This is a genomic window from Pseudomonas marvdashtae (assembly GCF_014268655.2).
GTDB classification, from domain to species: domain Bacteria; phylum Pseudomonadota; class Gammaproteobacteria; order Pseudomonadales; family Pseudomonadaceae; genus Aquipseudomonas; species Aquipseudomonas marvdashtae.
Window position 1 is genome coordinate 1,420,395 of the sequence record NZ_JABWQX020000001.1, and the last position, 13,593, is coordinate 1,433,987.

Sequence of the window (13,593 nt, forward strand, 5' to 3'; positions counted from 1 at the left end):
CAGCGGGAGCAAGCTCCCTCGCCACAAGTGCGCTACACGTAAGCCATGTGTTGGTCGTTGGACTGGGTCAGGGCTCATCAGGCGCAACTGCTGGAGGATTGGCAACGATGCTACCCATGAAACGACCGCGGCTATTGGCCGTGCAGCCTTTATTACCGTGCATTCTCGAACTGACTTTTATCGATGGTCAGCAACTGACGCTGGACCTGAGCGCCGATGTGCAACATTTTCCGGGCCTGCGACCTTTGCTGGAGGAGGGCGCGTTTGAAGGCGCGGTGCTGGGTGACGACGGCTGGAGCGTCGAGTGGCCGGCGCTGGATATTCAGATCGGCGCCGACACTTTGTACCTGGATGCGCTGGCGCAGAATGCAGAAGATGAAAACACCCGCATCTTCATCAGTTGGCGCGCCCGCACCGGCTTGCCGTTGAACCAGGCGGCCGAAGCGCTGGGGGTCAGCGCCCGTAGCATCAGCCGCTACAGCAGTGGCCGCGAGGCGGTGCCGCGTTCGCTGGCCCTGGCCTGCCTGGGCTGGGACTCGCTGCAACGCACCACAGCCGTAGCGGCGGCGGAGCAGAGCGGCCGCTACACCGTCACCCGCAAGCCTTAATCCTCGGACGGTGGCGGTTGCTCGTAGCGGGCGCTGAAGGCCTGGACAAAACCGTTGCGCAGGATCTGCAGGAAGGCTTCGAACGCACCTATGTCCTGTTGGTGGACGTTGCCGCTGAGTTCCACGCGGGTGGCAAACTGGTTTTTGCGCTGGTTCTTGAGGGCCGTTTCACCCCCTCCGACCAACGCTTCCCAGACGGAGCGGAAGATGTTCTTGTTTTTGTTTTCCACGTCCTGCTGCCAGTCGAACACATCCACGTCGCGCAGCAGCGGCTTGATATAGCCGCTGAGCTTGGCGTTGTTGGCTTCGGCTTCGACCACCAGGTCGCCGTGGCCGGCGTTGAAGTCAAACTTGCCGTAGGCCGCGGCGAAGTCGTTCAGTCGTTTGAGTTCGATGTTCCTGGCCCGCAGGCGGAAATCGAAGTCCTCGAAGTCGCTCAGCGGGTCGAACGTGGCCTGGACTTCCAATGGCGCGTGTTCGGCCACCAGGGCCTTGCCCTCGAAGCGGGCGTCGCGCTTGCCTTCGGTGTCGACCACATTGGTCAGGTTATGGAGAGTGGCATTCACGTTGGTGGCTCGCAGGTTGACCGGCGGCTTGGAGTTGAAGTTGCGGAAGGTCACCTTGCCATCGTTGATCCGCACCTCGTTGAGGGTGATGGGCATCAGCTTGCTCAACTGCTCGCGCCAGTCGGTGCCTTGGCCGGTCTGGGAGTCTTGTCGGTTGGCGCCACCGTCGACGAAATTGACTTCGGGATGGGCGAACTCCACCTCGGCCACGACCGCGTGGTCATGCCACAGTGAGTGCCAGCTCACGGACAAGTCGACCAGTGGCGCATCGACGAATGGCACCGGGACCTTACCGTCAACCTTGACGATTCGCAGGCCGTTGATCCGATAGGCACCGCGCCAGAGGGCCAGGTCGACATCGGTCACTTGACCACGGTAACTGCCCATGTCGGCCAGTTTGTCGTTCAGGTAGTTGCGCACCAGATAAGGCAAGGCGAAATGCAGGGCCACCAGTAGCGCAACGATGGCGACGAAGGCCCACAGTGGCCAGCTGTATCGACGCTTCATGTCAGTAGTCTCCGTTGTTAAACCATTGACTGTTGTCACAGCGGGAACGTTCGGTGCAACTGGACGCCCTTTGGCAACAGGCTTACCTTAAAGCGCTAAATTCCCTCTGCATTAAGGACCCGGTCATGAGTCGTATATACGCTGACAACGCCCATTCCATCGGCAATACGCCGCTGGTGCAGATCAACCGCATCGCCCCTCGTGGTGTGACCATCCTGGCCAAGATCGAAGGGCGCAACCCGGGCTATTCGGTCAAGTGCCGGATCGGCGCGAACATGATCTGGGACGCTGAAAGCTCGGGCAAACTCAAGCCTGGCATGACTATCGTCGAGCCAACCTCGGGCAACACCGGGATCGGCCTGGCGTTCGTGGCGGCTGCCCGTGGCTATAAACTGATGCTGACCATGCCGGCGTCCATGAGCATCGAGCGGCGCAAGGTCCTCAAGGCCTTGGGCGCGGAACTGGTGCTCACCGAGCCGGCGAAAGGCATGAAAGGCGCCATCGAGAAAGCTGCCGAAATCCTCGCCAGCGACCCGTCGAAGTATTTCATGCCGCAGCAGTTCGATAACCCGGCCAACCCGGCCATCCACGAGAAAACCACCGGTCCGGAAATCTGGAACGACACCGACGGCGCCGTCGATGTGCTGGTCGCGGGCGTGGGGACCGGCGGAACCATTACCGGCGTTTCGCGGTATATCAAGAACACCTGCGGCAAACCGATCCTGTCCGTGGCGGTAGAGCCCGAAGCGTCGCCGGTGATTACCCAGGTGATGGCGGGGCAAGAGATCAAGCCCAGTCCGCACAAAATCCAGGGGATCGGTGCGGGTTTCGTACCGAAGAACCTCGATCTGTCGATCGTGGACCAGGTCGAGCGGGTCACCGACGATGAGTCCAAGGCCATGGCCCTGCGCTTGATGCAGGAAGAGGGGATTCTCTGCGGCATCTCCTGCGGCGCGGCGATGGCAGTGGCTGTGCGCCTGGCGGAAAAACCGGAAATGCAGGGCAAGACGATCGTGGTGATCCTGCCGGACTCGGGCGAGCGCTACCTGTCGAGCATGCTGTTCAGCGACTTGTTTACCGAGCAGGAGACTCAGCAGTAACTGAGCGCCGGTTTAACGGGGAATTTTAGCCGAAAGAGCAGGCTCTTGTGGCGAGGGAGCAAGCTCCCTCGCCACAAGAAGCATCTCGCCCATTTGGAAGGCAGATTGGGATTCGTTCGGTGCGTCAGCCAAGGTTCAGCTGACGCATGTTAACAAGGGCTTTGTTGCGTAATCCTCAACAGTGAATGTCGCGTCTGTCGATGTTTCATCTGGACGAGGATATTTAACATGGCTTGCCGCCGCGTCGGGCTGATGGCGCTGCGCAATTCAAACAAGGAGTTGAAAGAAATGACCGTTTCGTTTGTCGCCAAGGCCTCGGTGTTGCTGCTGTTCCTGGGCAGTACGCTGTTTGTGCATTTGCGTGGCAAGGCGCGTCTGCCGGTGTTGCGCCAGTTCGTCAATCACTCCGCGTTGTTCGCCCCCTACAACGCCTTGATGTACCTGTTTTCCGGGGTGCCTGCCAAGCCGTACCTGGATCGCAGCAAGTTCCCCGAACTGGATGTGCTCAAGGACAACTGGCAGGTGATCCGCGACGAAGCCATGCACTTGTTCGACGAGGGTTACATCCGCGCCGCGGAGAAAAACAACGACGCTGGTTTCGGTTCGTTCTTCAAGAAGGGCTGGAAGCGTTTCTACCTCAAGTGGTACGACAAACCGCTGCCTTCGGCACAGCTGTTGTGCCCCAGAACCGTCGAGCTGGTGAATCGGATCCCCAACGTGCGAGGCGCGATGTTCGCGCTGCTGCCGGGCGACAGCCACCTCAATCCTCATCGCGATCCGTTCGCCGGGTCGCTGCGTTATCACTTGGGACTGTCCACGCCCAATTCCGACGATTGCCGGATCTTCGTCGACGGGCAGATCTATGCCTGGCGCGACGGCGAAGACGTCATGTTCGATGAAACCTATGTGCACTGGGTCAAGAACGAAACACCGCAGACTCGCGTGATCCTGTTCTGTGATGTTGAGCGGCCCCTGAAAAATCCGCTGATGACTCGCTTCAACCGCGCCATCAGCGCCTTCCTCGGACGCGCCACCGCACCGCAGAACCTGGACGATGAGCACGTCGGCGGCATCAACCGGGCCTATGCCTGGAGCAAATCGCTCAGCGACTGCATCAGCGGCCGGGTCAAGCAATTCAAGCGCAAGCACCCCAAGGCCTACCGGGTGATGCGGCCCGTGCTGGCGGTGGCCGTGTTGACGGCGCTGGGCTATTGGTTGTTTGTTTAAACATTGCGTAGTTCATAGGACGCTGGTTATAGTCAGCGCTCTCCGGGTTTTCGAACCCACCTTCCAAGAGATCGGCTCATGCCTGCATTCCCTTTCACCGCGGTTGTGGTTCCAGCGTTCGACGCTGGCGTCGTGCCGTGCGGGAACCCGCCGCCTGAGCAGATCGGTCAATACCCCCCACCTGTCAGTCGCTCTTCGGTGTACGCCTGCGTATCACCGCCGGGTGTTGGCGTTCAGGGCTGACCGGCAACGGCTGCCGTTCCCTGTGCCCGCCTGAAAAAACGACTGGATTTCAGCTTCGGCTGAGTTGGCTTTTTGCCTGACTACAGGTGGTTTTCATGTTTTCCTTTTCCAAAAACGCCTTATTGGCGACGGCTTCCACGAGCCTGTTCGTTTTGCTGTGGAGCAGCGGGGCGATCTTTTCAAAATTGGGCCTGGCCCATGCGTCACCGTTCGCTTTCCTGCTGATCCGTTTCGCTATCGCCCTGTGTGCGTTGGTGCTGTTGGTCCCGTTGCTGAAGTTCAAGCTGCCACGGCCCGGCAAGCCGATGCTCTATGCGGCGGTGACCGGCCTGGTGTTGTTGGGGGCCTATCAGATTTTCTATCTGCTGGCGCTGCAACTGAACGTTACCCCCGGCGTGATGGCCACGCTGATGGGTGTGCAGCCGATCCTCACCGTGGTGCTCATGGAGCGTCAACGTTCCTGGCAACGGATGTTCGGCCTGGCGCTGGGCTTGGTTGGACTGGTGATGGTGGTGTACCAAGGCATCGGCCTGGCGGGCATGTCCCTGGCGGGGATGCTCTGTGGGTTGCTGGCGCTGGTGAGCATGACCGCGGGTTCGATCATGCAGAAGCGCATCACCGACAATCCGCTCGGCACCCTGCCGGTGCAATACCTGGCCGGGCTCATCCTGTGCGCGGTGTTCGTGCCGTTCCAGCCGTTTCACTTCGAACACAGCATGGGTTTTATCGTGCCGGTGCTGTGGATGGGGCTGGTGGTTTCGGTGCTGGCGACCCTGCTGCTGTATCGGCTTATCGCCCGGGGCAACCTGGTCAACGTGACCAGTCTGTTCTACCTGGTGCCGGCGGTGACAGCGATCATGGACTACCTGGTATTCGGCAACCGGCTGGCGTTGTTGAGCTTGCTGGGGATGGTGCTGATTATCATCGGCTTGGTGTTTGTATTTCGTAAGAGTCGCTAGCTGATTCCTGTCGGACCAATGCCATCGCGAGCCTGCTCGCGATGGCATTTTCAGGTTCGCCGAAAGACTAGCGGGCAGAAATCTCAACCGGTTTCGCCGCTCCAGGCTTGAGCACCAGCCACAACGCCGCGGCAATCAACACTCCGCCATACAGGTGCGCCATTCCCAACGGTTCATCCAACAACAACGCCCCCCATAGCACGCCGAACGGCGGGATCAGGAAGGTCACGGTCATGGACTTGACCGGGCCGATGGAACTGAGCAGGCGGAAATAAAGAATGTACGCCAGCGCTGTGCACACCAGCCCCAATCCGAGCAGCGAAAGCCAGACGCTCCAACCGCCCCAACTGGCCGGTGGTTGGCTGATGACGCTGTAGCCAAACAGTGGCAGCAGAAAAACCGTGGCGCCAAACATACTGCCCAAAGCCGACAAGCGACTGTCCAGCCCACCTTGGTGATCGAGCCAGCGACGGGTGAGGAAACCGGCAAAACCGTAGCAGGTGGTGGCGAGCAGGCAGGCGAGGGCGCCCATCAGCAATTGCAGGTCGAAGGCCACCGGGCCGGCGCCGGTCAGGATGCCGACGCCAAAGAGCCCAAGGAACACGCCGCTGACCTTGGCCAGGGTCAGTTTTTCGCTGAAGAACAACCCGCCGATCAACACCCCCATCAGCGGTGTGGTGGCGTTGAAGATCGCCGAGTACCCGGCCGGCAGGACTTGTGCGGCCAGGGAATAAAAGGTCGCCGGAATGCCTGAGTTGATCAGGCCCAGCACCATCACGATTTTCAGTTTGCCGCGGAAATTCCAATCGATACGCATCAGCGCGAGGATCACCAGCAGTCCGACGAAGGCGATGGAAACGCGAAAAAACGCCGTGGGAATCGTGCCAATTACCGGAGCGATAATGCGCATGAAAAGGAAACTCGCCCCCCAGATGGCGGCCAGTGATAGCAAACGCAAGATATCGACGGGGTTCACGGGGATTTCCTTCCTTGATGGGGTCGCAAGTGTCGCCGCCCCCAAGACCAATGGCAATGGTTGCGTTGCCGCGCAATTGGCCTCTAAGCTCAGTCGCCAATAACAAGCATGACCCGCCGAGGTTTTCCCTATGTCGCAGCCATGGCCCGCCACCGATATCGCCCGTTCGATCCTCGACGGCTTCGACGATTATCGTGAGCATTTCCGGCAAATCACCGACGGTGCCCGTGCCCGGTTCGAGCAGGCGCGGTGGCAAGAGGCGCAGACGGCTTCGGCGGCGCGCATCAGCTTGTACGAAGAAAAAGTCTTCGAAACCGTGGCCAGGCTGCGCGAGGCCTTCGCTGCCGATGCCCTGATGGATGTCGGTTGCTGGCCCCTGGTGAAAAGCGCCTACATCAGCCTGATCGACCTGCGCTTCGACGATGAGTTGTCCGAGACCTGGTACAACTCGATCTTTTGCGGCCTGTTCAGTCATGACCTGATCAGCGACGGCACGATGTTCATTCACACGACCCGGCCGAGCCTGCGTCGTGCCCGCGCCGCCCAGACTCGTACCTATAAACCCGAAGGGCAGCTGGACAAGATGCTGGCGCAGATGTTCGCCGATTATCGCTTCAGCGAAGACTACGCCGACCTGCCCGGCGACCTGAAACGCCTCGAAACCCAACTGCGCGACAACCTGCCGGACTGGGTTTGCAAAGACCCCGAGCTGACGGTGGAATTGTTCTCCTCGGTGCTTTATCGCAACAAGGGCGCTTACCTGGTGGGGCGCATCTACACCCGGGACGACCAATGGCCGCTGGTGATTCCTTTGCTGCACCGCGAAGGCCGGGGTATCCAGATCGACGCGCTGATCACCGATGAGGCGCAGGTGTCGATCATCTTTTCCTTCACCCGTTCGTACTTCATGGTGGACGTGCCGGTGCCAGCGGAATTCGTCGGCTTTCTCAAGCGCATCCTGCCGGGCAAGCACGTTGCCGAGCTGTACACATCCATCGGCTTCTACAAGCATGGCAAGTCGGAGTTCTACCGGGCCTTGATCAATCACCTGGCGAACACCGACGACCAGTTCATCATGGCACCCGGCGTGCGCGGCATGGTCATGAGCGTGTTTACCCTGCCGGGCTTCAACACCGTGTTCAAGATCATCAAGGACCGGTTTTCGCCGTCGAAAAACGTCGACCGGGCCACGGTCATCGAGAAATACCGGCTGGTGAAAAGTGTCGACCGGGTCGGGCGCATGGCCGATACCCAGGAGTTCGCCGATTTCCGCTTTCCCTTGAGCAAGTTCGAGCCAGCGTGCCTGGAGGAACTGCTGGAGGTGGCACCGTCCACGGTGTCGGTGGACGGCGACACGGTGTTGGTCCGCCACTGTTGGACTGAACGCCGGATGACGCCGCTGAACCTTTACCTGGAAAACGCCAACGAAGCCCAGGTGCGCGAGGCGCTGGAGGATTATGGCCTGGCGATCAAGCAGCTGGCGGCCGCCAACATCTTCCCTGGCGACATGTTGCTCAAGAACTTCGGCGTGACCCGCCATGGCCGCGTGGTGTTCTACGACTACGATGAAATCTGCTTCCTGACCGAAGCCAACTTCCGCCACATCCCCCAGCCGCGCACGCCGGAAGACGAAATGGCGTCCGAGCCCTGGTATTCCATCGGGCCGCTGGATGTCTTCCCCGAGGAATTTCCACCCTTCCTGTTCGCCGACGCCGGACAGCGCAAGCTGTTCGATCAGTTGCATGGCGAGCTGTACAACGCCGACTACTGGAAAAGCCTGCAAGAGGCGATTCGGGCTGGCAAGGTAATCGACGTGTTCCCGTATCGGCGCAAGGACCTGGACAACGAATAACTCGGCGGCTGAACGAATCCCCCGTGGCGAGGGAGCTTGCTCCCGCTGGTGTGCGAAGCGCACCCCGGCGATTTGATGACCGGCGTTAAATCCAGGCGCCTGCTTCGCAGTCGAGCGGGAGCAAGCTCCCTCGCCACAAAAGCGCTAGCGCTCGGCGTCCTGGACACAAATCTGCGACAATCGCTCCCTTGCACAAACCGACGACCCTTGCGTACCTGATGACTGACCAAGCCCCCGCTATCGACAAACTGTTGAAAAACCTCGATCACGCCATGCTCGCCGACCGTAACCGGTTGCGGCGGCAGTTGTTCGAGCTGCGCAAGAAGCCCGACGAGACCAAGCTGGCCCAGTGGGTGACGCGCATGCAAGCGTCGTGCGATCAGGTGTTGGCGCGCAAGGCGAGCCTGCCGGTGATTCGCTACGACGACAATTTGCCGATTGCCGCCAAGCGCGACGAAATCAAAGAGGCGCTGCTCAAGCACCAGGTGTTGATCATCGCCGGCGAGACCGGCTCGGGTAAGACCACGCAGTTGCCGAAGATCTGCCTGGAAATCGGTCGCGGCCAGCATGGCTTGATCGGCCACACCCAGCCGCGCCGGATCGCTGCCCGCAGCGTGGCGAGCCGCGTGGCCGACGAGCTGGGCACTCCGTTGGGCGCGCTGGTCGGTTATCAGGTGCGGTTCGAGGACCAGAGCGATGCCAACACCCTGATCAAGTTGATGACCGACGGCATCCTGCTGGCCGAAACCCAGAACGACCGCTACCTCGAGCGCTACGACACGATCATCGTCGACGAAGCCCACGAACGCAGCCTCAACATCGATTTCCTGCTCGGCTACCTCAAGACCCTGCTGCCGCGTCGTCCGGACCTGAAGGTCATCATCACTTCGGCGACCATCGACCTGGAGCGCTTTTCCAAGCACTTCGATGATGCGCCGATCGTCGAAGTCTCGGGCCGCACCTTCCCGGTGGAAACCTGGTACCGCCCGCTGACCCTGGAACAGGACGAGGAGGGCAACCGGGTCGAAGACGACTTGACCGTCGACCAGGCGATCCTAGCCACCCTCGATGAAATCGCCGCCTACGAACGTAGCGAGCGCCGCAGCCCTGGCGATGTGCTGGTGTTCCTGCCGGGCGAGCGGGAGATTCGTGACGCCGCGGACATGCTGCGCAAGGCCCAGCTCAAGCACACCGAGATCCTGCCGCTGTACGCACGCCTGTCGCCGGCCGAGCAACAGCGGATTTTCCAGTCCCACCCAGGTCGGCGCGTAGTGCTGGCAACCAACGTCGCCGAAACCTCGCTGACCGTGCCGGGCATCCGCTACGTGATCGACAGCGGCACCGCGCGCATCAGCCGCTACAGCTATCGCGCCAAGGTCCAGCGTCTGCCCATCGAAGCGATTTCCCAGGCCAGCGCCAACCAGCGCAAGGGTCGCTGCGGGCGGGTCGAGCCAGGGATCTGCATTCGGCTGTACAGCGAAGAAGATTTCCTTGGCCGACCGGAATTCACCGACCCCGAGATCCTGCGCACCAACCTGGCAGCGGTGATCCTGCAGATGCTGCACCTGCGCCTCGGCGAGATCACCGACTTCCCGTTCATCGAGCCGCCGGACGGCAAGGCCATCAGCGACGGTTTCAACCTGCTGCAAGAGCTCTCGGCAGTGGACCGCAACAGCCAGTTGACGCCGTTGGGTCGGCAGTTGGCGCGGCTGCCAGTGGACCCGCGCATGGGCCGCATGCTGCTGGAAGCGGCAAAACTGGGCAGTTTGCAGGAAGTGCTGATCGTCGCCAGCGCCATGTCGATCCAGGACCCGCGCGAGCGCCCGCCGGAACGCCAGCAAGCGGCCGACCAGGCCCACGCTCAATGGAAGGACGCGGACTCGGACTTCGCCGGGCTGGTCAATCTATGGCGCGGTTTTGAAGAGCAGCGCCAAGCCCTGACGGCCAGCCCGCTGCGCAATTGGTGCCGGAAGAATTTCCTCAATTACTTGCGCCTGCGCGAGTGGCGCGATTCCCACCGCCAGTTGAGCCTGATCTGCCGCGACATGCAGCTGAGCCTCAACAAAGATCCGGCTGATTACCCGAAGCTTCACCAAGCGGTGCTCTCGGGCCTGCTGAGCCAGATCGGCCAGAAGACCGAAGACGGCGATTACCTCGGCGCTCGTCAACGGCGTTTCTGGGTTCATCCATCGTCGGGCCTGGGCAAGAAGCGTCCGCAGTGGCTGATGACCGCCGAGTTGGTGGAAACCACCAAGCTGTACGCGCGCATGGTGGCGAAAATCGAACCGGACTGGATCGAACCGCTGGCCGGGCACTTGATCAAGAAAAACCACTTCGAGCCCCATTGGGAGAAGAAGCGCGGGCAAGTGGTGGCGTACGAGCAGATCACCTTGTTCGGCCTGATCGTCGTCGGTCGCCGGCCGGTGCATTACGGGCCGGTGGACCCGGTGGTGTCCCGTGAACTGTTCATCCGCGAAGCGCTGGTGCGCGGCGAGATCCAGTCCAAGGCCAAGTGCCTGAGCGCCAACACCCGCCTTTTGGAACAACTCGACGAACTGGAAGCCAAGGCGCGCCGGCGAGATATCCTGGCGGACGAGGAAACCCTCTTCGCGTTCTACGATGCGCGCCTGCCCGCGGAGATCCACCAGACCGCGACCTTTGATAGTTGGTATCGGATCAACAGCCAGAAAGATCCGCAATTGCTGATCATGCGTGAAGAAGACGTGCTGGCGCGCGAGGCCAGCGAGGTGACGGCCGCTCAATACCCCGACACCTTGCGCGTCGGCGAGCTGACCTTGCCGTTGAGCTACCACTTCGAGCCCAACCACCCGCGCGATGGTGTGACCTTGCGCGTGCCGGCGCCACTGCTGCCGATGTTGCCGCCGGAGCGCCTGGAATGGCTGGTGCCGGGGATGATCGAGGCCAAGTGCATCGCCCTGGTGCGCAACCTGCCCAAGGCCTTGCGCAAGAACTTCGTGCCGGTGCCGGATTTCGTCAAGGCCGCGCTGCAACGCATGACATTCGCCGAGGGCTCGTTGCCCCAGGCGCTGGGACGCGAGTTACTGCGCATGACCGGCGCGCGGGTCAGCGACGAAGCCTGGACCGAAGCGGCGCAGCAGGTGGAGAGCCACCTGCGCATGAATCTGGAAATCGTCGATGGCCAGGGCAAGTTCCTCGGCGAAGGACGTGACCTGGCCGAGCTGACGGCGCGTTTTGCCGAAGCCAGCCAGGCCGCGTTGGCCGTACCGCAAACGGCGAAAAGCCAGGCGCCGGTGGAGGCGAAAGTCTTTGCGCCGGTGGCGGAGAAAACCCAGCAGAAGATCGCCGGGTTGTCGATGACGGTGTATCCGGCGCTGGTGGAAGAAGGCGGCGTGGTCAAGGAAGGGCGCTTCCCAACGCCGGCCGAAGCCGAGTTCCAGCACCGTCGCGCCTTGCAGCGCTTGCTGATGCAGCAACTGGCCGAACCGGCGAAGTTCCTCCGTGGCAAGCTGCCAGGCCTGACGGAGCTGGGCCTGCTGTACCGCGACTTGGGCCGCATCGACGGCCTGGTGGAAGACATTCTGCTCGCCAGCCTCGACAGTTGCGTGCTCGAAGGCGAGCCGAGCCTGCCCCGTGACGGCGCCGCACTGGCGGCCCTGGCCGAGCGCAAGCGTGGCGGCTGGACCGAACACGCCGAACGCCTGGCGAAGCTGACGCTGGACATTCTCAAGCTCTGGCACGGCCTGCAAAAACGCTTCAAAGGCAAGATCGACCTGGCCCAGGCCGTGGCCCTGAACGATATTAAACAGCAGCTCAGCCACTTGGTGTATCCGGGTTTCGTACGTGAAACCCCGCATCAGTGGCTCAAGGAACTGCCGCGCTACCTCAAGGCCGTCGAGCAACGCTTCGAGAAACTCGGCAGCCAGGTGCAGAAAGACCGGGTCTGGAGTGGCGAGTTGTCAAACCTCTGGGCGCAATACCAGGCCCGCGCGGGCAAACACGCCCAGGAAGGCAAGCGCGATCCGCAGTTGGAGCTGTATCGCTGGTGGTTGGAAGAATATCGGGTGTCGCTGTTCGCCCAGCAGTTGGGCACCAAGGTGCCGATTTCCGACAAGCGCCTGGGCAAGCAGTGGGGACAGGTGGAACCCTGAATGAATTCGGTTAGCGCGACCGATCCTATTTCATAGGGACGGCCAGGGAGAATGGGCCAAACGCCAGCGTTTATGGCAAACTTCGCGCCTATAAATGCCGGTCCCGTGGTTTTGAGCTTCAAGGCCACGGGCGGATCGGAATAAAGCGATGCCTGGGCTGCTTCCCCTGGATGGGAAAAGTCCCTTTGCGTATTGGTACGTCGGTGCCAATACTTTCTGCCTGAACAGATCAGAGAAACGACCATGCATAACGTCGTCATCAGCGGCACCGGCCTGTACACCCCGGCCAACAGCATCTCCAACGAAGAGCTGGTGCAATCTTTCAATACCTATGTCGCGCAGTTCAACGCCGACAACGCCGAGGCCATCGAACGCGGCGAAATCCAAGCATTGACCGAATCCAACGCGGCGTTCATCGAAAAGGCTTCGGGCATCAAGAGCCGTTTCGTGATGGACAAGGAGGGCATCCTCGATCCGCAACGCATGACGCCGCGCCTGCCTGAGCGTTCCAACGACGAGTGGTCGGTGCTCTGCGAAATGGCCGTAGGCGCCGCGAAGCAGGCCCTTGAGCGCGCCGGCCGCACCGCTGCCGACATCGACGGCGTGATCGTCGCTTGTTCCAATCTGCAGCGTCCTTATCCGGCCATTGCCATCGAAGTCCAGGAAGCCCTGGGCATCGAAGGGTTCGGCTTCGACATGAACGTAGCCTGTTCTTCGGCGACCTTCGGCATCCAGGCCGCGGCCAACAGCGTGCAACTGGGCCAGGCCCGGGCGATCCTGATGGTCAACCCGGAAGTCTGCACCGGTCACTTGAATTTCCGCGACCGCGACAGTCATTTCATCTTCGGCGATGCGGCCACCGCGGTAATCATTGAGCGCGCGGACCAGGCGACATCGCCGTACCAGTTCGACGTGGTCAGCACCAAGCTGCTCACCAAGTTCTCCAACAACATCCGCAACAATTTCGGCTTCCTCAACCGCGCGGCGGAAGAGGGCCTCGGCACCCGAGACAAACTGTTCGTCCAGGAAGGCCGCAAGGTGTTCCGTGACGTCTGCCCGATGGTGGCGGAACTGGTCGGCGCTCATTTGGCGGAAAACCAGCTGAACGTCGGCGAAGTGAAGCGTTTCTGGCTGCATCAGGCCAACCTGAGCATGAACCAGCTGATCGTGCGCAAGCTGCTGGGGCGCGAGGCTAGCGAAGAGGAAGCCCCGGTGATCCTCGACCGCTACGCCAACACCAGCTCGGCCGGTTCCGTGATTGCATTCCACATGTATCAGGATGACCTGCCCAGCGGCTCGGTCGCAGTGCTCAGCTCGTTTGGCGCCGGCTACTCGATTGGCAGCGTGATCCTGCGCAAGCGGTGACCTGAACTGCTCGATCTACCCGTGGTGAGAGCGCTTGCTCTCACCACGATGGCAACCTGA

9 protein-coding genes are annotated in these 13,593 nt (G+C 61.2%); 7 read left to right on the forward strand and 2 right to left on the reverse strand.

Features of this window, described 5'->3' with window-relative positions:
- The first annotated feature begins 107 nt into the window (after positions 1 to 107).
- Positions 108 to 608, forward strand: a complete 501-nt coding sequence (locus HU742_RS06610) for a helix-turn-helix domain-containing protein (protein WP_186636068.1) — start codon at positions 108 to 110, stop codon at positions 606 to 608.
- Here the strand turns inward: HU742_RS06610 and HU742_RS06615 are convergent.
- Positions 605 to 1,681 (reverse strand): DUF748 domain-containing protein, encoded by a 1,077-nt coding sequence (locus tag HU742_RS06615; protein WP_186643734.1) that lies wholly within the window; start codon positions 1,679 to 1,681, stop codon positions 605 to 607. The genes HU742_RS06610 and HU742_RS06615 overlap by 4 nt on opposite strands.
- 125 nt (positions 1,682 to 1,806) lie before the next feature.
- Here HU742_RS06615 and cysK point away from each other — a divergent pair, with 125 nt between their 5' ends.
- The 3 genes from cysK (at position 1,807) to HU742_RS06630 (ending at position 5,210) form a co-directional block, all read left to right on the forward strand.
- Positions 1,807 to 2,781 carry a cysteine synthase A gene (gene cysK / locus HU742_RS06620; RefSeq protein ID WP_186614079.1) on the forward strand — a complete coding sequence of 325 codons (975 nt, stop codon included), beginning with the start codon at positions 1,807 to 1,809 and terminating at the stop codon, positions 2,779 to 2,781.
- Positions 2,782 to 3,069: 288 nt separating this feature from the next.
- Positions 3,070 to 4,008, forward strand: a complete 939-nt coding sequence (locus HU742_RS06625) for an aspartyl/asparaginyl beta-hydroxylase domain-containing protein (RefSeq protein ID WP_186643791.1) — start codon at positions 3,070 to 3,072, stop codon at positions 4,006 to 4,008.
- A gap of 338 nt (positions 4,009 to 4,346) precedes the next feature.
- A complete protein-coding gene (locus HU742_RS06630; protein ID WP_186636074.1) occupies positions 4,347 to 5,210 on the forward strand; it encodes a DMT family transporter in 864 nt (287 codons plus the stop codon).
- A gap of 67 nt (positions 5,211 to 5,277) precedes the next feature.
- On the opposite strand, the gene HU742_RS06635 is transcribed toward HU742_RS06630, so the two are convergent.
- A complete protein-coding gene (locus HU742_RS06635) occupies positions 5,278 to 6,186 on the reverse strand; it encodes an EamA family transporter (protein ID WP_186636077.1) in 909 nt (302 codons plus the stop codon).
- A gap of 130 nt (positions 6,187 to 6,316) precedes the next feature.
- On the opposite strand from HU742_RS06635, the gene aceK reads away from it, so the two are divergent.
- The 3 genes from aceK (at position 6,317) to HU742_RS06650 (ending at position 13,533) form a co-directional block, all read left to right on the forward strand.
- The gene (gene aceK / locus HU742_RS06640) at positions 6,317 to 8,038 is read left to right on the forward strand and encodes a bifunctional isocitrate dehydrogenase kinase/phosphatase (protein ID WP_186643735.1); all 1,722 of its coding nucleotides are present in this window, start codon (positions 6,317 to 6,319) and stop codon (positions 8,036 to 8,038) included.
- A gap of 218 nt (positions 8,039 to 8,256) precedes the next feature.
- Entirely contained in the window at positions 8,257 to 12,168 is a 3,912-nt protein-coding gene (gene hrpA / locus HU742_RS06645; protein ID WP_186643737.1) for an ATP-dependent RNA helicase HrpA, read from the forward strand.
- Positions 12,169 to 12,411: 243 nt separating this feature from the next.
- Positions 12,412 to 13,533 carry a beta-ketoacyl-ACP synthase III gene (locus HU742_RS06650; RefSeq protein WP_186636087.1) on the forward strand — a complete coding sequence of 374 codons (1,122 nt, stop codon included), beginning with the start codon at positions 12,412 to 12,414 and terminating at the stop codon, positions 13,531 to 13,533.
- Positions 13,534 to 13,593 lie beyond the last annotated feature (60 nt).

What these genes read in the sequence shown, in the direction of transcription:
- HU742_RS06610 (WP_186636068.1), top strand. Translation starts at nt 108, where the DNA reads ATGCTACCCATGAAACGACCGCGGCTATTGGCCGTGCAGCCTTTATTA.
- HU742_RS06615 (WP_186643734.1), bottom strand. Translation starts at nt 1,681, where the DNA reads ATGAAGCGTCGATACAGCTGGCCACTGTGGGCCTTCGTCGCCATCGTT.
- cysK (WP_186614079.1), top strand. Translation starts at nt 1,807, where the DNA reads ATGAGTCGTATATACGCTGACAACGCCCATTCCATCGGCAATACGCCG.
- HU742_RS06625 (WP_186643791.1), top strand. Translation starts at nt 3,070, where the DNA reads ATGACCGTTTCGTTTGTCGCCAAGGCCTCGGTGTTGCTGCTGTTCCTG.
- HU742_RS06630 (WP_186636074.1), top strand. Translation starts at nt 4,347, where the DNA reads ATGTTTTCCTTTTCCAAAAACGCCTTATTGGCGACGGCTTCCACGAGC.
- aceK (WP_186643735.1), top strand. Translation starts at nt 6,317, where the DNA reads ATGTCGCAGCCATGGCCCGCCACCGATATCGCCCGTTCGATCCTCGAC.
- hrpA (WP_186643737.1), top strand. Translation starts at nt 8,257, where the DNA reads ATGACTGACCAAGCCCCCGCTATCGACAAACTGTTGAAAAACCTCGAT.
- HU742_RS06650 (WP_186636087.1), top strand. Translation starts at nt 12,412, where the DNA reads ATGCATAACGTCGTCATCAGCGGCACCGGCCTGTACACCCCGGCCAAC.